21 protein-coding genes and 1 riboswitch are annotated in these 23,027 nt (G+C 69.2%); of the genes, 17 read left to right on the top strand and 4 right to left on the bottom strand.

Features of this window, described 5'->3' with window-relative positions; all coding sequences use genetic code 11:
* Positions 1-107 precede the first annotated feature (107 nt).
* On the top strand, positions 108-587 hold the full coding sequence (locus PY257_RS10545) for an FKBP-type peptidyl-prolyl cis-trans isomerase (protein WP_275741503.1): 480 nt from the start codon (positions 108-110) through the stop codon (positions 585-587).
* On the opposite strand, the gene PY257_RS10550 is transcribed toward PY257_RS10545, so the two are convergent.
* A complete protein-coding gene (locus PY257_RS10550; protein ID WP_275741505.1) occupies positions 581-1,531 on the bottom strand; it encodes a LysR family transcriptional regulator in 951 nt (316 codons plus the stop codon). The two genes, PY257_RS10545 and PY257_RS10550, sit on opposite strands and share 7 nt — an antisense overlap.
* Positions 1,521-2,318: a crotonase/enoyl-CoA hydratase family protein gene (locus PY257_RS10555; protein WP_275741507.1), complete on the bottom strand. Its 798-nt coding sequence runs from the start codon at positions 2,316-2,318 to the stop codon at positions 1,521-1,523. The genes PY257_RS10550 and PY257_RS10555 overlap by 11 nt, the downstream gene beginning before the upstream one ends.
* A gap of 518 nt (positions 2,319-2,836) precedes the next feature.
* Here PY257_RS10555 and PY257_RS10560 point away from each other — a divergent pair.
* The 12 genes from PY257_RS10560 (at position 2,837) to PY257_RS10615 (ending at position 16,526) form a co-directional block, all read left to right on the top strand.
* Positions 2,837-4,060: a CaiB/BaiF CoA transferase family protein gene (locus PY257_RS10560; RefSeq protein WP_275741508.1), complete on the top strand. Its 1,224-nt coding sequence runs from the start codon at positions 2,837-2,839 to the stop codon at positions 4,058-4,060.
* Positions 4,061-4,116: 56 nt separating this feature from the next.
* Positions 4,117-5,100 carry a Bug family tripartite tricarboxylate transporter substrate binding protein gene (locus PY257_RS10565; RefSeq protein WP_275741510.1) on the top strand — a complete coding sequence of 328 codons (984 nt, stop codon included), beginning with the start codon at positions 4,117-4,119 and terminating at the stop codon, positions 5,098-5,100.
* 2 nt (positions 5,101-5,102) lie between these two features.
* Positions 5,103-5,558: a MaoC family dehydratase gene (locus tag PY257_RS10570; protein ID WP_275741512.1), complete on the top strand. Its 456-nt coding sequence runs from the start codon at positions 5,103-5,105 to the stop codon at positions 5,556-5,558.
* Between the two features lie 8 nt (positions 5,559-5,566).
* Positions 5,567-6,373: an enoyl-CoA hydratase/isomerase family protein gene (locus tag PY257_RS10575; protein ID WP_275741514.1), complete on the top strand. Its 807-nt coding sequence runs from the start codon at positions 5,567-5,569 to the stop codon at positions 6,371-6,373.
* The gene (locus PY257_RS10580; RefSeq protein ID WP_275741516.1) at positions 6,370-6,759 is read left to right on the top strand and encodes a Zn-ribbon domain-containing OB-fold protein; all 390 of its coding nucleotides are present in this window, start codon (positions 6,370-6,372) and stop codon (positions 6,757-6,759) included. The genes PY257_RS10575 and PY257_RS10580 overlap by 4 nt, the downstream gene beginning before the upstream one ends.
* Positions 6,756-7,916 carry a thiolase gene (locus PY257_RS10585; RefSeq protein ID WP_275741519.1) on the top strand — a complete coding sequence of 387 codons (1,161 nt, stop codon included), beginning with the start codon at positions 6,756-6,758 and terminating at the stop codon, positions 7,914-7,916. The genes PY257_RS10580 and PY257_RS10585 overlap by 4 nt, the downstream gene beginning before the upstream one ends.
* Positions 7,917-7,929: 13 nt before the next feature.
* On the top strand, positions 7,930-8,718 hold the full coding sequence (locus PY257_RS10590; protein WP_275741522.1) for an SDR family NAD(P)-dependent oxidoreductase: 789 nt from the start codon (positions 7,930-7,932) through the stop codon (positions 8,716-8,718).
* 5 nt (positions 8,719-8,723) lie between these two features.
* Positions 8,724-9,896 carry an acyl-CoA dehydrogenase family protein gene (locus PY257_RS10595; RefSeq protein WP_275741524.1) on the top strand — a complete coding sequence of 391 codons (1,173 nt, stop codon included), beginning with the start codon at positions 8,724-8,726 and terminating at the stop codon, positions 9,894-9,896.
* Positions 9,897-9,915: 19 nt separating this feature from the next.
* Positions 9,916-10,899, top strand: coding sequence for an acyl-CoA dehydrogenase family protein (locus PY257_RS10600; RefSeq protein WP_275741526.1), 984 nt, complete (start codon positions 9,916-9,918; stop codon positions 10,897-10,899).
* Positions 10,900-11,042: 143 nt separating this feature from the next.
* Positions 11,043-11,975 (top strand): Bug family tripartite tricarboxylate transporter substrate binding protein, encoded by a 933-nt coding sequence (locus tag PY257_RS10605; protein WP_275741576.1) that lies wholly within the window; start codon positions 11,043-11,045, stop codon positions 11,973-11,975.
* Positions 11,976-12,182: 207 nt separating this feature from the next.
* Positions 12,183-12,269: riboswitch (S-adenosyl-L-homocysteine riboswitch) on the top strand.
* Between the two features lie 17 nt (positions 12,270-12,286).
* Entirely contained in the window at positions 12,287-15,010 is a 2,724-nt protein-coding gene (gene metH / locus PY257_RS10610; protein ID WP_275741528.1) for a methionine synthase, read from the top strand.
* A gap of 403 nt (positions 15,011-15,413) precedes the next feature.
* Positions 15,414-16,526, top strand: coding sequence for an alkene reductase (locus tag PY257_RS10615; protein WP_275741531.1), 1,113 nt, complete (start codon positions 15,414-15,416; stop codon positions 16,524-16,526).
* 194 nt (positions 16,527-16,720) lie between these two features.
* Here PY257_RS10615 and PY257_RS10620 read toward each other — a convergent pair whose 3' ends face one another.
* Positions 16,721-17,311, bottom strand: coding sequence for a hemerythrin domain-containing protein (locus PY257_RS10620; protein ID WP_275741533.1), 591 nt, complete (start codon positions 17,309-17,311; stop codon positions 16,721-16,723).
* Positions 17,312-17,409: 98 nt separating this feature from the next.
* On the bottom strand, positions 17,410-19,083 hold the full coding sequence (locus PY257_RS10625; protein WP_275741536.1) for a methyl-accepting chemotaxis protein: 1,674 nt from the start codon (positions 19,081-19,083) through the stop codon (positions 17,410-17,412).
* A gap of 255 nt (positions 19,084-19,338) precedes the next feature.
* On the opposite strand from PY257_RS10625, the gene PY257_RS10630 reads away from it, so the two are divergent.
* The 4 genes from PY257_RS10630 (at position 19,339) to PY257_RS10645 (ending at position 22,996) form a co-directional block, all read left to right on the top strand.
* Entirely contained in the window at positions 19,339-19,536 is a 198-nt protein-coding gene (locus PY257_RS10630) for a heavy-metal-associated domain-containing protein (RefSeq protein ID WP_275741538.1), read from the top strand.
* A 132-nt stretch (positions 19,537-19,668) separates the two neighbouring features.
* Positions 19,669-20,517, top strand: coding sequence for an oxygen-dependent tRNA uridine(34) hydroxylase TrhO (trhO, locus tag PY257_RS10635; RefSeq protein ID WP_275741540.1), 849 nt, complete (start codon positions 19,669-19,671; stop codon positions 20,515-20,517).
* A 10-nt stretch (positions 20,518-20,527) separates the two neighbouring features.
* Positions 20,528-21,466: a pseudouridine synthase gene (locus PY257_RS10640; RefSeq protein ID WP_275741542.1), complete on the top strand. Its 939-nt coding sequence runs from the start codon at positions 20,528-20,530 to the stop codon at positions 21,464-21,466.
* 495 nt (positions 21,467-21,961) lie between these two features.
* Positions 21,962-22,996 carry an ABC transporter ATP-binding protein gene (locus tag PY257_RS10645; RefSeq protein ID WP_275741544.1) on the top strand — a complete coding sequence of 345 codons (1,035 nt, stop codon included), beginning with the start codon at positions 21,962-21,964 and terminating at the stop codon, positions 22,994-22,996.
* Positions 22,997-23,027 lie beyond the last annotated feature (31 nt).

Genomic DNA, 23,027 nt, shown 5'->3' on the forward strand with positions numbered 1-23,027 from the left:
CACCGCTGGTGGAATAAGCACTGGAGGCCGATTTGGCTTGAACCTGGAAACGGCAGCAAGTCTCGCGCGCTGCGCGGGCTGCGCCAGGTTGGGGACAATGTCACCCCATGAAGATTCAGCACAACACCGTCGTCACCCTGCGCTACAAGGTGACGGACAGCGCGGGCAGGCTTGTCGAGGAAGCCCGCGAACCCATGTCTTACCTGCATGGCGGCTACGGCGGCGCGCTGCCGAAGATCGAGGCAGCGCTCGAAGGCCAGGAACCCGGCTACCAGGCCGCGCTCACGCTCGTGCCCACCGACGGCTTCGGCGAGCGCGACGCATCACTGCTGCGCACCATCGCCCGGCGCGACTTCCCGCCCGGCGTGAAGGTCGGCGGCCAGTTGCAGGGGCGCCTAGACGACGGGCGCGAGCAATTGTTCCATGTGGTGAAGATCAAGGGCGAGCAGGTGCTGCTCGACGGCAACCACCCCTGGGCCGGCAAGACGCTGCGGTTCGCGCTGCGCGTGCTGGACGTGCGCGCCGCGACCGAGGAAGAAATCGTGCACGGCCACGCGCATGGCGCGCACGGCCACCATCATCACTGACTCAGCTCTCGCACCGCGAGCGCCCTGAAACGCTGCGCCGCGCCGCTCTCGCGGTCGGACCGGCAGGCCAGTGCCATGCCGATGGCGGCGCTGGCCGGCATGTCCGTCACGGCGCGGAAGACGAGCTTGGGGCTCGTGAAGCGCTGCATGATCTCGGGCACCAGCGCCACGCCCAGGCCGGTCTCGATCAGCGACAGCACGGTCTGCACCTGCGTGGCCTCCTGCGCGATGTGCGGCATGAAGCCGCGCTCCTGGCAGGCCAGCATGGCCGCGCTGTGCAGGCCGGCGGCGTCGGTGCGCGTGTACATCACGAACGGCTCGTTGGCGAGCTCCTCCAGCCGCAGCTCCGCCTTGCGCGCCAGCGGGTTGCCGCGCGGCAGCGCGGCGACGAACGATTCGCGCGTGAGTGGCAGCAGGCGGCAGCGCGTGCCCTGCAGCAGCGGTGTGCGCACGATGCCGACGTCGAGTTCGTCGCCCTCGACCATCTGCACGATGCGCGCGGAGGTGGCCTCGCGCAGCGTCAGCTCCACGCCAGGGTATTCGCTGCGGAACAGCGGCACGAGCTTCTGCAGCATGCCGAAGGTGCTCGAACCGACGAAGCCCACGTTCAGCGTGCCGCTCGTGCCCGCGGCGGCGCCGGAGGCCAGCTCGAATAGCTGTTCGTTGTGGAACAGCAGCCGCCGCGCCTCGGGCAGCACGGCGCGGCCGCTGGGCGTGAGCTCCACGCCGGCGGGCAGGCGCTCGAACAGCTTGACGCCCAGCTCGCCCTCCAGCTTCTGGATGGAGACGGACAGCGGCGGCTGCGCCATGGACAGCCGCTCCGCGGCGCGGCGGAAGTTCAGCGTTTCGGCCAGCACCACGAAGTGGCGGATGCGGCGCAGGTCCATCGCCGGCATGCGTGGCGGCACGTCGCCAGCGTCGCGCGCGCCGGTTTCAGCCGCCATTGAACTGGGGCGGACGCTTTTCGAGGAAGGCAGCCACGGCTTCCCGGTGGTCGGCGGTCTGGTGCGACAGCGCCTGGAACGTGGCCGAGAGTTCGAGCAGCGTGTCCAGCCGCGTGTGCAGGGCCTCGCGCAACAGGCGCTTGGTCAGCCGCACGGCATGCGGCGGGTTGACCGCGATGCGTTCGGCCAGTTCGTAGGCCGCGGGCAGCAGCTCGGCATGCGGCACCACGCGCGAGACGAGGTTCCAGGCCAGCGCGGTCTGCGCGTCGATGGTCTGGCCGGTGAACGAGAGCTCGGCCGCGCGCGAGAGGCCGATGATGCGCGGCAGCAGCCAGGCGCCGCCGTCACCGGGAATGATGCCGACCTTGACGAAGCTCTCGGCGAACTTCGCCTGCTCCGAGGCGATGCGGATGTCGCACATGCAGGCCACGTCCAGCCCCGCGCCGATCGCCGGGCCGTTGACGGCGGCGATCACCGGCACTTCGAGGTTGAACAGCGCCAGCGGCAGGCGCTGGATGCCGGCGCGGTAGTCCTGGCGGATCTGCAGGCCGCTCACGGCGCCCGAGGACTGGTGCTGCATCGCCTTGATGTCGCCGCCCGACGAGAACGCCGGGCCCGCGCCCGTGATCACCACGGCGCGCACGCTGGCGTCGGCGGCGATGCGGTCAATGGCGGCAAGCAGTTCGGGCACTGCCGTGTTGCCGGTCAGGGGGTTGCGCTTTTCGGGCTGGTTCAGGGTCAGCGTGACCACGTGGCCACGCTGTTCGCAGATGAGGAAATCGGCCATGAGGCTCTCCTTGGGATTGACTATGGGTGAGGGGATGGGTGAGGGGATGGGGCCGAACCCTAGTGCAGTGTTCAACGCCAAGCAGCACATAAAACCGCGCCTTTTGACGCATCGCTTTTATTGGTGCCGCCAAGCATCGAACACTGCACTAGCGGTATCGTGGGTTGCAAATCAATATCGAAAATCGATATCGCCATACACGGCCAACATTCTATTCTTGGAAGATGGCTTCATTTGGCTTCAATTTCAGAGAAGGGGGACAGGGGACAGGGGACAGGGGACAGGGGACAGGGGACAGGGGACAGGGGACAGGGGACAGGGGACAGGGGACAGGGGACAGGGAGCAGGGAGCAGGGAGCAGGGAGCAGGGAAGGAACGCCGCCAATCGATACCGAATGAATATCAGGCGTTATATTTTTAATATTGGACATTGGTGGTTCCGCTTTTTACACTCGTCAATCGTCGCCATGCCGACCGGACGGGTCTGGCATGGAGGGAGACAAGAAGGAACCTTCGCCATGCAATCCGCGCTGGGGCACATCAAGGTGCTCGATCTCACCCGTGTGCTCGCGGGCCCCTGGTCCACGCAAATCCTCGCGGACATGGGTGCAGAGGTCATCAAGATCGAACGCCCGCAGGGGGGCGACGACACGCGCGCCTGGGGGCCTCCGTTCCTCAAGGATGCACAAGGCCGCGAAACCCGCGATTCCTCGTACTTCCTGAGCGCCAACCGCGGCAAGCAGTCGGTCACCGTCGATCTCGCCACGCCCGAGGGGCAGCAGATCATCCGCGACCTCGCGCGCGACGCCGACGTGGTGGTGGAGAACTACAAGGTCGGCACGCTGGCGCGCTACGGGCTCGACTACGAGAGCCTGAAGGCCGTCAACCCGCGCATCGTCTACTGCTCGATCACGGGCTTCGGCCAGAGCGGGCCCTACGCCGCGCTGCCGGGCTACGACTTCGTGTTCCAGGGCATGGGCGGGCTGATGAGCATCACCGGCCAGCCGCCCGGCACGCCCGGCGACGAGCCGATGAAGGTCGGCATCGCCATCACCGACCTGCTCACGGGCATGTACGCCACCACGGCCATCCTCGCCGCGCTGGAGCACCGCCATGTGAGCGGGCGCGGGCAGTACATCGACATGTCGCTGCTCGACTCCGTGGTGACGGTCAGCTCCTACCAGGCCATCAACTACTTCCTCTCGGGCCGCATCCCCCAGCGCATGGGCAATGCGCACTCGAACATGGTGCCCTACCAGGTGTTCCGCTGCAAGGAAGGCGACGTGATCGTGGCCGTCGGCAACGACGGCCAGTACCGCGCGCTCTGCAGGGTGCTCGGGCGCGACGACCTCGCCGTCGACCCACGCTATGCCACGCCCGGCGACCGCAACCGCAACCGCGCCGCGCTGATTCCCGAAATCGCGCAGGAGATGCTCAAGCGCACGATGGCCGAGTGGGTGGATCTGATGGAGGCCGCCAACGTGCCCTGCGGACCCATCAACAACATGCAGCAGGTGTTCGAGGACCCGCAGGTGCGCCACCGCGGCATGCAGTTGTCGCTGCCGCATGGCACGGGCGTGCAGGCGCCCGCCGTGGCCAACCCGATCCGCTTCTCGGACACGCCCATCGAATACGTCCGCGCCGCGCCCACGCTCGGCGAGCACACCGACGCCGTGCTGGCCGCAAAGCTCGGCCTTTCGCCTGAACGCATCGCTGCGCTGCGCAGCAAGGGCGTGGTCTGAGCAGGGCCCGCGCGCCGGACGTTTTTCCTTCCCCACCACTACGGAGACAAGCCACCATGCAACGTCAGATGTTCCTGCGCAGCATCGCCGCAGCGGCCTTCGCCGCGTTGGCCGCAGCCGCGGCGCCGCACGCGGCCCTCGCGCAGACGCGCGGGCCGATCAAGTTCGTCGTGCCCTACCCGGCCGGCGGCGCGGCCGACCAGATCACGCGCATCGTCGCGCAGGAGGCCGCCGGCATCCTCGGCACGCCCATCGTCATCGACAACCGGGGCGGCGCGGCGGGCATGATCGCGGCCGAAGCGGCGCTGCGCGCCGACGCCGACGGCGCCACGTTCTTCGTCGGCTCCAACGCGCCGATGGTCATCAACGCCGCCATCTACCCGAAGATGCCGTACGACCCCGAGAAGGACTTCGTGCCCGTCTCGGGCATGGGCAAGTCGCCGCTGCTGCTGGTCACGCGCAAGGACCTGGGCGCCACCAATCTGGCGGGCCTGATAGAGCTCGGCAAGAAACACCCCAACGGCTTCACCATGGGCTCGGCCAGCAGCGGCAACATCACCCATCTGGCTGGCGAATACGCTGCCGGCAAGCTCGGCCTCAAGGTCTCGCACGTGCCCTACAAGGGCAGCGCGCCGGCCATCACCGACATGATGGGCGGCAACATCGACATCATGTTCGACGCCTTGCCGTCGAGCATGCAGCAGGCCAAGGCCGGGCGCATCGTGCCGCTGGCGATTCTCGACAGCGCGCGCTTCCCGCAACTGCCCGACGTGCCCACACTCGACGAGCTGGGCCACAAGGGCCTGGAGGCAAGCGCCTGGTTCGGCGTGGTGGCGCGCACCGGCACGCCCAAACCCGCCATCGAGGTACTCAACAAGGCCATCAACGAGGCCCTCCAGCGCCCCGAGGTGGTGGAAAAGCTGCGCAACATCGGCGCCCAGCCCATGCCCGGCACGCCCGAGCAGTTCGGCGCTTTCATGGCGCGCGAGCGCAGCATCTGGGTGCCTCTGGCCAAGAAGCTCGGCGTGAAGGCCGATTGAACATGGTTGCGTTCGACTCCCTGGACGCGCTGCGCGCCTTCGTCGGCCAAAGCGTCACGAGCGAAGCCATCGTGATCGACCAGCCGACCATCAACGGCTTCGCCGACGTGACCGGCGACCATCAATGGATCCACGTAGACCCGGTGCGCGCCGCCGCCGAGTCGCCGTACAAGACCACCATCGCCCACGGTTTCCTCACGCTGTCGCTGCTGCCGGCCAGCTACAACACCTGCTTCAGCTTCCCGAACCGCAAGATGGCGGTGAACTACGGCCTCGATCGCGTGCGCTTCACCGGCCCGGTGCCCAGCGGGTCGCCGGTGCGCGGCAGCTTCACGCTCGAAAAGGTTGACGACCTGGGCCCCGGCGAGGCGCGCTGCACCTGGAAGGCTGAGGTGCGGGTCGTTGGCGCCGAGCGCCCCGCGCTGGTCGCGCTCTGGCTCGTGCAGATCAGATACTGAGGGGATATATGTCCGCCATAGACGTACAGCACCTGGGCGCCACGGCCATACTCACGCTCAACCGGCCCGAGGCGCGCAACGCGCTCGACCTTGCCATGCGGCAGGAACTGGCCGAAGCCATCCCCGCGCTGCGCGACGACCCCGCGGTGCGCGCCATCGTGCTCACCGGCGCGGGCGGGCATTTCTGCGCCGGCGGCGACATCAAGGGCATGGCCACGCCGGCATCCGGCGGCGCGCGCGACATGTTCGAGGGTCGCGAGCGCATCCGCGCCATGCACCGCTGGTTCGACGAACTGGTGGACATGGAAAAGCCCGTCATCGCCGCCGTCGAGGGCACGGCCTTCGGCGCCGGGCTGTCGTTTGCGCTGGCGGCGGACTTCGTGCTCGCCGCACCCGGTGCCACGTTCTGCTGCGTGTTCAGCCGCATCGGCTACGTGCCAGACCTGGGCGCCATGTACCTGCTGCCGCGCGTGGTGGGCCTGTCGCGAGCCAAGGAGCTGGCGTTTTCCGCCCGCGTGGTCGGCGCGCAGGAGGCGCAGGCGCTCGGCATCGTTCACCGGGTGGTCGGGCAGGGCGGCGTGCGCGAGGCCGCGCTCGAACTCGCCGCGCGCTTCCACAGCGCGCCCGCGGGCGCCATCGGCATCGTCAAGTCGGTCATGAACCATGCGTTCGAGTCCGATCGGCGCGATGTCTACGCGCAGGAGGCGCTGGCGCAGTCGCTGTGCCGCGAAAGCGCGTTCCACCAGGAAGCGGCACGCCGCTTCATCGCCAAGGAGCCGCCCTTGTACCAATGGCCTTCGGAGCAGAAAGCATGACCGACCCCCTTCAAACCGAGCCTCAGCCCGAGCGGGAATACTTCCAGTTCCTGGCCGAAGGGCGCTTCATGATCCAGCGTTCCGCATCGAGCGGCGAATACGTGTTCTACCCGCGCGTGGCCGCGCCGCGCACCGGCGCGCGCGACCTGCAATGGGTGCCGGCCTCGGGTCGCGGCACGGTCCATGCCACCACGGTGATTCGCCCCAAGCCGCCGCAGGCACCCTACAACGTGGCGCTGGTCACGCTGGTCGAGGGGCCGCGCATGATGAGCCGGGTGGAAGGCGTGGCGCCCGAGGCCGTGACCATCGGCATGGCCGTGCGCGCGCGCATCACCACCGAGGGCGACAAGCCCGTCGTAGTGTTCGACCCGCAGGCCGCGCAATGAGCAGCCGCGAACATTTCCCGCGCGGCAAGACCGCCATCGTGGCTTCGGCCACTTACGGCATCGGCGAGGCGCCAGGCCGCAGTTCGATGGACCTGGCCGTGGCCGCCAGCACGCGCGCGCTGCAGCAGGCGGGCTTGAAGCCGAGTGACGTGGACGGATTGTTCATCGGCCTGCCCGACGACTTTCTCTCGGGCCTGACATTCACCGAATACCTGGGCATCTCGCCGCGCATCACCGACAACAACCGCACGGGTGGCTCGTCGTTCCTCACGCACGCGATCTGGGCCGCGCTCGCGCTCGACGCCGGCCTGTGCGACGTGGCGTTGATCGCCTACGGCAGCAACCAGCGCAGCGCGGCGGGCGGGCTGGTCAGTTCCATGCGCCCGCCGCCGTACGAAGCCCCGTTCAAGCTGCTGCGCCCCGCGGGGGCCTATGCGCTCGCCACCTCGCGCTACATGCACGAATACGGACTGAAGCGCGAGCAGCTCGGCGCCGTGGCGCTGGCCGCGCGGCAGTGGGCGCAGCGCAACCCCGACGCCTTCATGCGCGACCCGCTGACGATGGAGGACTACCTGCGCGCCCGCATGGTGGCCGACCCGCTCTCGGTGCGCGACTGCTGCCTGGTGACCGACGGCGCTGCCGCCGTGGTGATGACGCGCGCCGACCGCGCCCGCGACCTTGCCCGGTGCCCGGCCTACCTCCTCGGCGGCGCGGCGGCGGCCTGGCACCGCGACATCACCAACATGCCCAACCTCACCGTCACCGCCGCGTCGCTCTCCGGTCCGCGCGCGATGGCGCAGGCCGGCGTCACGCCCGCCGACTTCGACGTGGTGGAGCTGTACGACGCCTTCACCATCAACACCATCCTGTTCCTCGAGGACCTCGGCTTCTGCAAGAAGGGCGAAGGCGGCGCCTTCGTCGAGGGCGGGCGCATCGCGCCGGGCGGCCAGTTGCCTGTCAACACCAATGGCGGTGGCCTGTCGTGCGTGCACCCCGGCATGTACGGGCTGTTCACGATGGTCGAGGCCGCGCAACAACTCGCCGGCATGGCGGGCGAACGGCAGGTGCCGGTCGCCAGGCTCGCGCTTGCGCACGGCAACGGCGGCGAACTGTCGAGCCAAGCCACGCTGGTGCTCGGCACCGAGGAAACCCTGTAAGGAGAGACAACCCATGAATGCCGCCACCGCATCTTCCGTGTTCCGCCTCGATGGCAGGAACGTCATCGTTACCGGCGCGGGCCAGGGTATTGGCCGCGCCATTGCCACCACCATCGTGGAACTGGGCGGCCGCGTCGTCGCGGTCGATCTCAACCCCGAGGGCCTGGCCGCGCTGCGCGAGGCGCTTGGCGCCGCCAACTGCGCCACCGTGGCCGGCAGCGTGGCCGACCCCGCCGTGGCCCAACAGGCCGTCGATGCCGGGGTGGGCGCGTTTGGCGGCGTCGAAGGGCTGGTCAACAACGCCGGCATCACGCGCACCGCGATGATCGACAAGATGGGCCTCGACGCCTGGCAGCAGGTCATCGACGTGCACCTCTCGGGCGCGTTCTACTTCCTGCAGGCCGTGGGCCGCCATTTGCTGGCGCGCGCCAAGGCCGGCGAGAAGATCAGCGGCTCCATCGTCAATATTTCGTCCGACGCCGGGCGGCGCGGCACCATCGGCCAGATCAACTACGGCGCGGCCAAGGCCGGCGTGCTGGGCCTGACCATGTGCGCGGCGCGCGAATGGGCCAAGTACAACATCCGCGTCAACACGGTCGGCTTCGGCGTGGTGGAAACGCCGATGACCGAAACCATCCGCAGCGAGAAGTTCCGCGACACCTACCTCGCGCAGATTCCGCTGGGGCGCTGGGCCGCGCCGGAGGAGGTTGCGCGGCCCGTGGCCTTCCTGCTGTCGGAAGGGGCCGCCTACGTGACCGGGCAGCATCTCTTCGCCAATGGCGGGTACACCATCGGAGTATGAACGCAATGGCGAACCTGCTGGACCAATTGCAGCCCGCCGCGCTCACGCCGCAGGCCGAAGCGTTCCGTGCCCAGATCCGCGCCTTTCTCGCGCGCGAACTGCATGCGCTGAAACCCCCGTTGCCGCCCGAGCGCCGGGCGCGCTCGTGGATGGGCTTCGACGCCGATTTCAGCCGCAAGCTCGCGGCCCAGGGTTGGGTCGGCGTCACGCTGCCCAAAGCGTTCGGCGGCGCAGAGATGGACGCCTTCTCGCGCTTCGTGCTGGTGGAGGAACTGCTGGCCGTGGGCGCGCCGGTGTCGGCGCACTGGATTGCCGACCGCCAGAGCGGCCCGCTCATCAACAAGTTCGGCAACGACGCGCAGCGCGCCTTCTACCTGCCGCGCATCTGCCGTGGCGAAGCCTTCTTCTGCATTGGCATGAGCGAGCCCAACGCGGGCTCCGACCTTGCCAGCGTGGGCACGCGCGCTACGCGCAAAGAAGGCGGCGGCTGGCGCCTGAACGGGCGCAAGATCTGGACCACCAACGCCCACCGCTGCCAGTACATGATCGCGCTGGTGCGCTCCTGCGGCGTGCCCGAGGACCGGCACAAGGGCCTGTCGCAGTTCGTCATCGACCTCGCGCTGCCCGGCGTGACGGTGCGGCCCATCACCGACCTGACCGGTGACGCGCATTTCTCGGAAGTGTTCTTCGACGACGTAGCGCTCGCCGACGACGCGCTCATCGGCAACGAAGGCGACGGCTGGATGCAGGTCAACGCCGAGCTCGCGTTCGAGCGCAGCGGGCCCGAACGCATCTATTCGAGCATCGTGCTGCTCGACCACTGGATCGCCTGCCTGCGCGCCAGCGGCAAGGCCGACGCCTATGCAACGGCCATCGGGCGCTACGCCACGCACCTGGCCACGCTGCGGCAGATGTCGATCGCCGTCACGGCCAAGCTGACGCGCGGCGAGAGCCCCATCGTCGAGGCCGCGCTGGTGAAGGACATCGGCACCGAGTTCGAACAGAGCATTCCGGCCTTCATCGAGGACGCCGTGGCCGCCGACCCCGCCGCGCTGCCCGACGCCGAATTGCTGCGCACCGTGGCCTATGTGAGCCAGGTCGCGCCCACGTTCTCGCTGCGCGGCGGTACGCGCGAAATCCTGCGTGGAATGATCGCGCGCGGGCTCGGGCTGCGCTAACAAAGGGGACGCATCCAACATGTTCACCGAAGCACTAGAAGACATCCTGCGTGACCACTGCACGCCCGCCGTGGTGCGCGCCATTGAGGCTGGCGGCCAGCCCGGCGCGCTGTGGTCGGCCATTGCCGACGCGGGCTTCCTCGAATTGCTCGCGCCCGAGGACGCGGGCGGCGCGGGGCTGACGCTGGCCGAGGCATTTCCCGTGTTCGCCCTGCTCGGGCGCTACGCCGTGCCGCTGCCCGTGGGGCAGGCCATCGTGGCGCGGGCGCTGCTGCCCGCGGGCGCGGTGCCTGCGGGCATCGTCACGCTCGCGCCCGCGCTGCGGCATACGGCTGGCGGCTGGCAGGCACCGCTGGTGCCGCACGGCTTGCAGGCCGGCCACGTGCTGGCCGACGACGGCGAAAGCCTCTGGCTGTTCGACGCCGCGCAGGCCCGGCGCGAGGCCACCGGCATCCACCACGACACACGCGCCCACCTGCACTGGCCCGCCGGTGCGCAGCCGCAGCGCTTCGAGCGCCCGGGCGACGCCTGCACGGCCTTCGGCGCAGCGCTGCACGCGGCGCTGCTCGCGGGGGCGCTGTCGCGCACGTTCGAGATCACGCTCGCCTACGGCAACGACCGCACGCAGTTCGGCCGCTCGATCGGCAAGTTCCAGGCCATCCAGCACCAGTTGAGCATCATGGCCGAGCACGTGGCCGCCGCGCGCATGGCCGCCGAGTCGGCCTTCGCCCACCGCTTGAACGCGCCCGCGCTGCTGTCCGCTGCCGTGGCCAAGGCGCGCGCGAGCGAGGCCGTGGTGCTGGCGGCATCCATCGCCCATGCGGTGCACGGCGCTATCGGCGTGACCGAGGAATACGACCTGCAGCTCTACACGCGCCGGCTGCACGAATGGCGCATGGCGCACGGGTCGGAATCGCACTGGCACCCGCTGATTGGCCGGGCCGTGCTGGCCGAGGGGCTGCCCACGCTGACCGAGTTCGTGCGCACGCTGCAGGAACACTGATATATGCCGGCTGCGGCAGGCTGAGACTGCCGCGGCTCCAGACCACCAAAACCCAAGGAAACAGAAACGTGGCATTACCGCATACCCTCTGGCGCCCCGCGCGCCGCCATCTGCTTGTGCTGGCCGCTGCTGGATTGGCCGCCATGGGCGCCGCCGGGCCTGCAACTGCGGCCGATGGCGGCTTCCCGTCGCGCCCCATCAAGTTCATCGTGCCGTTCGGTCCCGGCAGCGGCACCGACACCTCGGCGCGCTATTTCGGCCGCAAGCTGCAGCAACTCACGGGCCAGCCCGTGGTGGTGGAGAACCGCCCCGGTGCCAACGGCTTCATCGCCGTCAAGCAAGTGCTGGCGGCGCCCGCCGATGGCTACACCGTGTTCGTCGGCAGCAATTCCACGCTGGCTGTCAACGTGGCGCTGTTCAAGCGCCTGCCGTACGACCCGCAGACCGAACTGTCGCCGCTCACGATGATGATGCGCGCGCCCGCCGTGCTCGTGGTGCCGCCGGCGTCGCCCTACGCATCGTTGGACGGGCTCGTCGCGGCGGCCCGCGCGCAGCCCGGCAAGCTCAATTACGGCGCAGGCTCGGCGGGCTACCAGCTCATGGCCGAGTTGTTCAACGACATGGCGTACGTCGATACGCGCCACGTCCCGTTCAAGAGCGCGGCCGAGGCGCTCACCGCCGTGGCCGCCAGCACCGTGGACCTGTCATTCGCCGACATCACGGCGGCCTTCGAACTGGTCAAAGGCGGACGGCTGCGCGCGCTGGCCATCGCTGCCGACAAGCGTTCGCCCGCGCTGCCCGACCTGCCCACGGCGGCGGAACTGGGCCTGCCGGGCTTCACCGCCTCGGTGTGGGTGGGCGCCGCCGTGTCGGCCAAGACGCCGAAGGCCGAAACCGAGAAGCTTGCCAGCCTGCTCGCGCAGATCGAACGCCTGCCCGAGACGCGCGAGTTCTACGCCCGCCTCGGCGCGGAAACCATGGATGGCGGCGCCGAGGAAATGCGGCGCTTCCAGGCCGAGGAGATCGCACAGTGGAAGCGCATCGCCGTCAAGGCGAAAGTCGAGTTGCAGGAATAACCCTGGAAACGGCAGTTGACCGCTTTGTATCCCTTGCCAGGCCGCAGGAAAGCAAGCGTTGCCGGCTTCGATGGCGTTCACCTCGTGGGTGAGCGCGCCATGCGGCGTTGCTCCTCCTTGCGGGCAGTAGCCCGCCGCCGCCGCTCGCGCGCACCAGCCAGGCGCTGGAGTCGGCTGGCGCAGGCGTGAGCCGCTAAAATCGCCCCTCCCCCCAAGGAGCGTTGCAGCGGGCTGCCGACTGGCCCGTCAGGCTTGGGGCGGCATCCCTTTTTTGCGCAACGACGCTCGCCTGACAGCCCCACAGGTGAGCCATGCCCGATATTTCCCTGCCCCCCCTGAAGCTTTCCGGCCTGGAGCCCGTATCCATCGACCCCGGCAGCCTGTTCGTCAACATCGGCGAGCGCACCAACGTCACCGGCTCCAAGGCGTTCGCGCGCATGATCCTCAACGGCGAATTCGAGCAGGCGCTGGCCGTGGCGCGCCAGCAGGTGGAGAACGGCGCCCAGGTGATCGACGTGAACATGGACGAGGCCATGCTCGACAGCAAGGCCGCGATGGTGCGCTTCCTGAACCTGATCGCGGGCGAGCCCGACATCGCGCGCGTGCCGATCATGGTCGATTCGTCCAAGTGGGAGGTGATCGAGGCCGGGCTGCGCTGCATCCAGGGCAAGGGCATCGTCAACTCCATCTCGATGAAGGAGGGCGTTGACGAGTTCAAGCGCCAGGCGCGCCTGGTCAAGCGCTACGGCGCCGCCGCCGTGGTGATGGCGTTCGACGAGCAGGGCCAGGCCGACACCTACCAGCGCAAGATCGGCATCTGCGAGCGCGCCTACCGCATCCTGGTCGACGAGGTGGGCTTCCCACCCGAGGACATCATCTTCGACCCCAACATCTTCGCCATCGCCACCGGCATCGAGGAGCACAACAACTACGCGGTCGATTTCATCGAGGCCACGCGCTGGATCAAGCAGCACCTGCCGGGCGCGAAGGTGTCGGGCGGCGTCAGCAACGTGTCGTTCAGCTTCCGCGGCAACGACCCGGTGCGCGAGGCCATCCACACCGTGTTCCTGTACCACGCGATCGCCGCGGGCATGGACATGGGCATCGTCAACGCCGGCATGGTGGGCGTGTACGACGAACTGGAGCCCGTGCTGCGCGAGCGCGTGGAGGACGTGGTGCTCAACCGCCGCCCCGATGCGGGCGAACGCTTGGTCGAAATTGCCGAAAGCGCCAAGAGCGGCGCGAAGGACGACGGCAAGAGGCTCGAATGGCGCGCCGGCAGCGTGAACGAGCGCCTCTCGCACGCCATGGTGCATGGCATCACGGACTTCATCGTGCAGGACACCGAAGAGGCCTACCAGCAGATCGTCGCCAGTGGCGGCCGGCCGCTGCACGTGATTGAAGGCCCGCTGATGGCCGGCATGAACATCGTGGGCGACCTGTTCGGCGCGGGCAAGATGTTCCTGCCCCAGGTGGTCAAAAGCGCCCGCGTGATGAAGCAGGCCGTCGCCCACCTGGTGCCCTACATCGAGGAAGAGAAAAAGCGCGACGAGGCGGCGGGGCGCGACGTGCGCACCAAGGGCAAGATCATCATCGCCACGGTGAAGGGCGACGTGCACGACATCGGCAAGAACATCGTGACCGTGGTCTTGCAGTGCAACAACTTCGAAGTGGTGAACATGGGCGTGATGGTCCCCTGCCACGAGATACTGGCGCGCGCCAAGGTGGAGGGCGCGGACATCGTGGGCCTGTCGGGCCTCATCACCCCCAGCCTGGAGGAAATGCAATACGTGGCGGGCGAGATGCAGAAGGACGATCATTTCCGCATCAAGAAAATACCGCTGCTCATCGGCGGCGCCACCACCAGCCGCGTGCACACCGCCGTGAAGATCGCGCCGCACTACGAGGGCCCCGTCGTCTATGTGCCCGACGCATCGCGCAGCGTGGGCGTGGCGCAGAACCTGCTGAGCGAGCAAGCCGCCAAATTCATTGCCGAAGTCAACGCCGACTACGACCATGTGCGCGCCCAGCATGCGGGCAAGAAGCAGGCGCCGCTGTGGCCGCTGGCCAAGGCGCGCGCCAACAGGACGCCGATCGACTGGACGGGCTACCAGCCGCCGGCGCCCAAGTTTCTGGGCCGGCGCCTGTTCCAGCATTTCGACCTGGCCGAGCTGGCGAAATACATCGACTGGAGCCCGTTCTTCCAGACCTGGGACCTGGCCGGGCCGTTCCCGGCCATCCTGAAGGACGAGATCGTCGGCAGCGAGGCGCAGCGCGTGTTCAGCGACGGCCGGCGCATGCTGCAGCGCTTGATCGAAGGCCGCTGGATCACCGCCAGCGGCGTGGTCGGCTTCTGGCCCGCCAACACGGTGAACGACGACGACATCGCCCTCTACGCCGACGAGTCGCGCACCGGCGTGGCGATGACCTGGTACGGCATGCGCCAGCAGGCCCAGAAGCAGGCCATCGAGGGCGTGATGCGCCCGAGCCGCTGCCTGGCCGACTTCGTGGCCCCCAAGGCGACGGGGCTGAAGGACTACGTGGGGGTCTTTGCCGTGACCGCAGGCATCGGGGTGGAGGCGAAGGAAAAGTACTTCACCGATGACCTAGACGACTACTCCGCCATCATGCTCAAGGCCCTGGCCGACCGGCTGGCCGAGGCGTTCGCCGAATGCCTGCACCAGCGCGTGCGCACCGACCTGTGGGGCTACGCGCCGCGCGAGGCGTTCTCCAACGAAGACCTGATTGCCGAGAAGTACCAGGGCATCCGCCCCGCGCCCGGCTACCCGGCGTGCCCGGACCACAGCGTCAAGCGCGCCATGTTCGACCTGCTGGGCGCGTCGGACGTGGGCATGGGTCTGACCGAATCGCTGGCCATGACACCCGCGGCCAGCGTCAGCGGCTTCTACCTGAGCCACCCCGAGAGCCGCTACTTTAGCGTCGGCAAGATTGGCGAGGACCAATTGCAGGACATGGCGGCGCGACGCGGCATGGCCAAGGAGGCACTGCGCCGGGCGCTGGCGCCTAATCTGTGAGGCGTCGATCTGAGTTGGAACACTCCCCCAGGCTTGCCCACTGCGTGTGGCCGCCAACCCCCTCGCCGGGGGCGATACCAGCGGCCCGGCAAAGCCGGTTGCGCGGTATCCCTGGCATTGGGCTGCGCCAGTTTCATGCGTCGCGGGTGGCGCGCGAGCGCCATGGATAACTGAGCAGTCTGCGCAAAGACATGTTTGCGCAGAACCATTCGAGCCCGGTCCTGGCGCACCCGGCCACCTGACGGCTTCCATAGCACGAAACACAAGCCCTTGTTTGCGCAAGCGCACTGTACGAACATCAGAATGGACCTCAGAATCAGCCTACGCTGCGCGCATGGCCCCGCACTGCCCGCGCAGGGCTTTCGTCCCACTGTCATCACGCCACTTCGCAAGGAAACGACCCATGCCTTCATTGTTCGACCCGATCCAGGCCGGCGACATCGCCCTCGCCAACCGCATCGCGATGGCGCCACTCACGCGCAACCGCTCACCCGACGCCATTCCGCAGGACATCACCGCCACCTACTACGCCCAGCGCGCCACCGCCGGCCTGCTCATCAGCGAGGCCACGGCCATCAGCCAGCAGGGCCAGGGCTATGCCGACGTGCCGGGCCTGTACAGCAGCGAGCAGCTCGACGGCTGGAAGAAGGTCACGCAGGCCGTGCACCGCGCGGGCGGCAAGATCGTTACGCAGCTCTGGCACGTGGGCCGCATCTCACACCACTCGCTGCAGCCCGGCGGGCAGGCGCCGGTGGCGCCCTCGGCCATCGCCGCCCGCAGCAAGACCTACCTCGTGGACCGTGCCACCGGGCAGGGCAAATTCGAGCCCACGTCCACGCCGCGCGCGCTCGATGCGGGTGAACTGCCCGGCATCGTGCACGACTACCAGCGCGCCGCCCGCAGCGCCGTGGAGACCGCCGGCTTCGACGGCGTGGAAATCCACGCCGCCAACGGCTACCTGCTCGACCAGTTCCTCAAGACCGGCAGCAACCATCGCAGCGACGACTACGGCGGCGGCATCGAGAACCGCGCCCGCCTGTTGCTCGAAGCCACGCGCGCCGTGGCGGACGCCATCGGCGGCGGCAAGGTCGGCATCCGCCTGTCGCCCGTGACGCCGGCCAACGACATCGTGGATGCCGCGCCGCAGCCGCTGTTCGAGCACGTGGTGCGCGAACTCGCGCCGCTCGGGCTGGCCTACCTGCACATCATCGAGGGCGCCACCGGCGGCCCGCGCGAGATCGCCGACCGCCCCTTCGACTACGCCGCGCTCAAGGCCGCCTACCGCGCCGCCGGCGGCAAGGGCGCGTGGATGGTCAACAACGGCTACACGCGCGAACTGGCATTCCAAGCCGTCGCCAGCGGCCACGCCGACATCGTGGCCTTCGGCAAAGCGTTCATCTCCAACCCCGACCTCGTGGCCCGGCTGCGCGAGGACGCGCCGCTCAACCCCTGGGACCAGGGCACCTTCTATGGCGGCGGGGCCAAGGGCTACACGGACTACCCCGTGCTGGCCTGACGCGGGGTTCAACCTGGAAACGGCAGTTGGATGCGCCTGCCGGTTCCAGGATCATCCCGCGCACGGAAAAGGTCATCCACGCCGACGGGCGCTTCACCGGCAGCGCCAGTGTCTGGGCCATGGGCGCGCGGCACTGGGCCTGGCTGCGAGGCTGCGTGTCCGACGCCGCGCAGGCACGCCTTGACGGGGTTGCGTCACGGCATCCGTGCCAGTCCCGGCACGCGCAGCACGATGCGCGTGAAGAGCCGGTCGTAGGTCGGATCCCGCGGCACGCCCTGCGGGCCCAGCGGGTCGCGGTTGCGCACGAAGGCCACGTCCAGCTCGGCCCAGTCGGCGGGCTCCAGCACGCGCAGCGCCTCGGGCAACAGCTCGGCCTCCTCCAGGCGCATGTGCTCCAGGTAGAAGTCGCGGTACTCGCGCAGCGCGCGGGCGAAGTCATCGCGCCGCCGCTCGCCCAGCAGCTCCCAGCCCAGCAGCAAGTGCTGCAGTGCGCGCACCGCCGCCTCGCCATCCATGTGGTCGTGCTCCAGCCGCTCGACGACGTCCATCACCCGCGGCGCATGGCGCGCCACGCGTGGGAACAGCAGGTTCGACTCCTTCGGGTGGTGCTGGCGCTCGGCGAACTCGTCGATGTAGAACAGCATGGCCCGCATGCTGTCGAAGAACCCCTCGGCGCTATCGTCCGGGCCCTGCTCCAGCAGGTCCAGCAGCGCGCGCAGCACCGCCGCCAGCGAGGCGTGCTCCTCGCGGATGATGCGCACGCTGGTGGGAATGGCGGTCGGCATGGCGGTCGGCGGTGGTGACTATGTCCCAGCGTGCCATGTCCGCGCGCGCCGCGCAGTGATGCAGATCAACCGCGCCGCACTTCCCCCGCCCGCGCCAGTCAGCCGGGCAGCCGCCGATGGGCCGCCGACCCCGCGATGCCGGCCACACCCGCCCGCGTGGGCTGGGCGGCCTGCGGGGCCGCGGCAGCGATGTGCGACACGGCCTGCGCGTCGTCGATCTTGAACTGGTGGACCACGGTTTCCAGCCGGCCCGCCTGCTCGCGCAGCGACTCGGCGGCGGCGGCGGACTGCTCCACCAGCGCGGCGTTCTGCTGCGTCATGCGGTCGATATCCTCCACCGCCTTGTTCACCTGCCCGATGCCCGTGGACTGCTCCGCCGCCGACGCCGATATCTCGCCGATGATGTCGGTCACGCGCTGCACGCTCGCCACGATCTCCTGCATCGCCGCGCCCGCGTCCTCCACCTGGCGCACGCCGCCGTCCACCGCCGTCACGCTGGTCTTGATGAGGACCTTGATTTCGCTGGCCGCCTGGGCCGAGCGGCCCGCCAGGCTGCGCACCTCGCTGGCCACCACGGCGAAGCCGCGGCCTTGCTCGCCCGCCCGCGCGGCCTCCACCGCTGCATTGAGCGCGAGGATGTTGGTCTGGAACGCGATGGAGTCGATCACGCCGATGATGTCGCTGATCTTGCGGCTCGACGCCGAGATGTCGTGCATGCTCGACACCGCATGCCCCACCACCGTGCCGCCGCGCACCGCCGCCGACGAGGCCGTGGCCGCGAGCTGCGTGGCCACCTGCGCCGACTGCGCGGTCTGCTGCACGTTGCCCGTGAGCTGCGCGATGGAGGCCACCGTCTCCTGCACGTTGCTGGCCGTCTGCTCGGTGCGCGAGGACAGGTCGGCGTTGCCGCTGGCGATCTCCTGGCTGGCGGTGGCGATGTTCTCGCTGGAGTCGCGCACCTGCGCCACCATCGAGCCCAGGCCCGCCTGCATGTCGGCCAGCGCGCGCTGCAGGTCGGCCAGCTCGTCGCGGCCCTCGGCGGCGATGTGGCGCGACAGGTCGCCGCCCGCGATCGCCTGCGCCATGCCGCGCGCTTCCTCCAGCGGCCTGCAGATCGACTGCATGTTCAGCAGCGTCAGCGGCACCACGACCACGATGGTCAGCGCCACGGCGGCCACGAAGAACCACTGCGTCTGCGAGGCCACGGGGTCTTCCTCGGCCACCGAATTGGCGATGAACTTCTGCAGGTCGGCCTCGATGCGGTCGAGCACCTTGCTGGCCTCGTCGAACTGCGCCACCGCGCGCGCGCTCATGCGGCTGGCGGTGGTGGCGGACTCGTAGCCGCCGCTCTCGATCTGGTTGGCCAACGTGTTGAACAGTTCGCGGTAGGCGCCGAGCTTCTGCGCCAGATCCTTGACCGCCGCCGCGCTGTCCGCGCCCGCCGCTTCGCCGACGGCCGCCGCAGCCTTCTCGGCGCGCTGCAGGCTGTCGTTCCAGCGCGCCCGCGCGGCCTTCACGGCTTCGGTCTTCTCGTACTGGATGATCATCTCTTTTTCATGGATGCGGATCGACGCCATGTCGTTGCGCAGCGCCGCCGTTTTCTGCAGCGTGCCGAAAGCGGTGGTCATCACCTCGCCGCTCACGCTGTGGATACGCAACATGCCCAGCATGCCCGCGCCGCCCAGCAGCCCCAGCAGCCCCAGCACCACGGCAATGGCGCCCAGCATGCGGAAACGAATGGTGAACTGCCGCATCAGAAGTAGGAAATTCATCTCGCTCAACCCCAGAGTCATTTATTCATGAAGAAAAGGAAAGCCACGCGCGCACGCAGTCTGCCAGAGTTCCTGCGGGCCTTGGGCCCGTATTTGTCATTACGTCAGTCCGATAGGCAAAATGCCGACGTCGCGCGACCGGCGCCTTGAGCCATGTCAATGTCACATGCGGGCATGCATGCGCCACGCGCTTGACTCTCCCCCCGTGGCAAGGTGCAGGATGCTGCCATCCGCTTTCTTGAAAAGGAAACTCCCATGCAACAGAACTTCCAGGTCCAGGGCATGACCTGCGGCCACTGCGAACGCGCCGTCACCCAGGCCGTGCACAGCGTGGACCCGCAGGCCACCGTGCGCATCGACCGCGCCAGCGGCCAGGTCGAAGTGCAAAGCACCCAGCCGCGCGAAGCGCTGGCCCGCGCCATCGCCGAGGAGGGCTACCAGGTCGCCGCCTGACGCTATACATTCAATAGCTGCCACCGCAGTATTTTCGGCAGTTTCATACACAAATGTACCTGAAACCCGCAGAAATACTGCGGTGGCAGCTCATCAATCCATAGCACCACCCTCCGCCGCCATAGCGCCACCATGTCCGCCTTGCCCCCTGCGCCCATCGGCAACGCGCTGCTCCACAGCGCCTTCTACCGCTTCACCGAGCTGCCCGCGCCGGCGCAAGCCGCCGCGCGGCTGCGCGCGCTCGGCGCCGCCCTGGGCGATACGTTCGGCGGCAGCATCCTCGTCGCGCCCGAGGGCATCAACGGCGCCGTGGCCGGCAGCCCGGCCGACGTGGCCGCGTTCGAGGCGGCGCTCGCCCATGACCCGGCGTTCGCGGGCCGCTTCGCCGGCATGGCCTTCAAGCGCAGCGCCTGCGCCACGCCGCCCTTCGCGCGCCTGAAAGTCCACGTGCGGCCCGAGGCCGTGGCCGTCGGCATCCCCGGCGCCAGCGGCCTGCGCGCGGGCGGCACCGCACTGGCGCCGCAGGACTGGCGCACCCTCCTCGCGCGCAGCGATGTGGTGCTGCTCGACAACCGCAACAGCTTCGAACACCGCCTGGGCCACTTCCGCGGCGCGCTGGACCCCGGCGCGGCCCACTTCCGCGACTTCCCCGCCTACGTGCAGGCCCACGCGCCGCAGTGGCGCGCCGAAGGCCGGCCCGTGGCCATGTACTGCACCGGCGGCATCCGCTGCGAGAAAACCGCCGCCTGGATGCAGGACCAGGAGCTCGACGTCTACCAGCTCGCGGGCGGCATCCTCCACTACTTCGCCGCGCTGCCCGACGCCGAGCGCGACTGGGTGGGCGAATGCTTCGTGTTCGACAACCGCATCGCCCTCGACACCCGCCTGCGCGAAACCGCCACCACCGCCGAGCAGGTCTACGACAGCCCCGCCGACGCCTGGCGCCTGGCCCGCGCGCGCCGCCTGATGGCCGCCGCCTGAAACGCACGGCATGGGCCGGCGCCTGCACACCCAGCCCGCTGCGCCGCTGCCCCTGCGCGACGGCGTGGGCGCCAGCCGCGTGGAGCTGCCCAGCGCCGGCCTGCACGCCTGGCCCACGCTGGCCGACTTCTTCGCCTGGCGCTTCCCCGCCGTGCCGCGCGCCGACTGGGCCGCGCGCATGGAGCGCGGCGACGTCATCGATGCCCAGGGCCGCCCCGCCCCGCCCGGCGCGCCGTGCCGCCCGCAGGCGCGCTACTACTACTACCGCAGCCTGCCGCCCGAAGAGCCCGTCCCGTTCGCCGAGCGCGTGGTCTACCAGGACGAACGCATCGTCGTCGCCGACAAGCCGCACTTCCTGCCCGTCGCGCCCGCGGGCCGCTACCTGCAGCAGACACTGCTGGTGCGCCTCAAACGCCGCCTGGGCATCGCCACCCTGGCGCCAGTGCACCGCATCGACCGCGAAACCGCCGGACTGGTGCTGTTCACCGTGCAGCCCGCCCAGCGCGGGCTGTACCAAGCGCTGTTCCGCGACCGCGCCGCCGCCAAGCAGTACGAAGCCATCGCGCCCTGGCACGCCGGGCTGGCCCGGCCCCAGGTGCTGCGCCACCGCATCGTGCCCGCCGCCCACTTCATGCAGATGCGTCAGGCCGCGCCCGAAGAAGGTCCGCACAACGCCGAAACCCGGATCGAAATGCTGGAGGCCCATGGCGCCCTGGCCCGCTACCGCCTCATGCCCGCCACCGGCCAGCGGCACCAGTTGCGCGTGCAGATGGCCGCCCTGGGCGCACCCATCCTGCACGACCGCATCTACCCCGTGCTGCAGCCCGAAGGCCCGCCCGACTATGCGCACCCGCTGCAGTTGCTGGCGCGCGGGCTGGCGTTCACCGATCCGGTGACGGGCGCGGCGCTGGCGTTCGAAAGCGGGCTGCGGCTGGCGTGGCCGGCATGAGCCTTGGTGTTTGCCGCATTCTTACCAAAGCCCTATCGATCCCGCAAAGGTAGTACGACACAACGGGCCGACCAGGTCATCGCCTACACGCAGAAATGCGTAGTCGTGCCGCTGCACACCGCCACCGCCCTGCTGGCCGCCGACCTACACCCCAGCCGCCACGCCCATAGGGCCTGGCCGAGCTTGCTGGCGGCCTGGAGCATTCGCCCACCTTCCAGGGCGACCCCTCGGAATGGCGTTAAGTACCTGCTGGACACCAACTTCATCCTGGGGTTGTTGAACGCCCGGCGCCCCCATGTTTCGCTCCTGATTTCATAGCTGCTTCCGCAAGCAAATCAAGCGCCAGCGGCACATTTGACCCATAAATCCCGCGCCCCGGCCAGCCACCCCGGTGCGCGCCCGCGCCACGCATGCACAGGCCCTGTGCATTTTGTATGCAATCGTTGCGAAACCCTGCATACAAACCTGGCATGGCTCGTGCATGCATGCCGCGCCATGAACCCCGCCGCGCCCGCGCCGTACGCCGTCGAGCTGGTCGCGCTGACCAAGCGCTATGCCAGCGGCAGCGCCGCCGTGGACGGCATCGACCTGCGCATCGCCCAGGGCAGCTACTGCTGCCTGCTCGGGCCCTCGGGCTGCGGCAAGAGCACCACGCTGCGCATGATCGCGGGGCACGAGTCGGTGACCAGCGGCGACATCCTGCTGGAGAACCGCAACATCACCCGCCAGCCCGCCGCCGCGCGCGGCACGGCCATGATGTTCCAGAGCTTCGCGCTGTTCCCGCACCTGACGGCGCTCGACAACGTGGCCTTCAGCCTCAAGATGAAGGGCGTGGCCCGGGCCGAGCGCCAGCGGCGCGCGCAGGACCTGCTGGAGCGCGTGGCCATGGGCCACCTGAGCGCGCGCAAGCCCGGCGAGCTGTCGGGCGGCCAGCAGCAGCGCGTGGCGCTGGCGCGCGCCCTCATCACGGAGCCGCGCGTGCTGCTGCTCGACGAGCCGCTGTCCGCGCTCGACCCGTTCCTGCGCATCCAGATGCGCGCCGAGCTGCGCCGCTGGCAGAAGGAGCTCGGCCTCACCTTCATCCACGTTACCCATTCGCAGGAAGAGGCCATGGCGCTGGCCGACGCCATGGTGGTGATGAACAACGGCGTGATCGAGCAGCATGGCGCCCCGCACGAGGTGTACAACCGCCCGGCCAGCGAGTTCGTGGCGCGCTTCATGGGTGGCCACAACGTGCTGCGCCTGTCCGCGGGCGGCAAGGTCGCCGTGCGCAACGACCACATGCGCATCCAGCCCCTGGCCGCCGACGCGGGGGGCGGCGATGGCATCACCGGCACCGTGACCGACGTGGAATACCAGGGCACCTATGTGCTGCTCGGCGTGGACGCGCTCGATGCCGGCGGCAGCACGAGCGTGTCCGTGATGGTGCCCGAGGCCGCGTTCGACAGCCGCCCCTTCGCCCTGGCCGAGCCGGTGCACCTCTCGTGGGCCGCGGCCCATGCCCATCCGCTGTCCGCCGCGCCCGCCTGACGGTCCTTTCTTCCAGCCTCTGCCTTCCGAC

This window comes from Curvibacter soli, from assembly GCF_029211125.1.
GTDB classification, from domain to species: Bacteria; Pseudomonadota; Gammaproteobacteria; order Burkholderiales; family Burkholderiaceae_C; genus Curvibacter_A; species Curvibacter_A soli.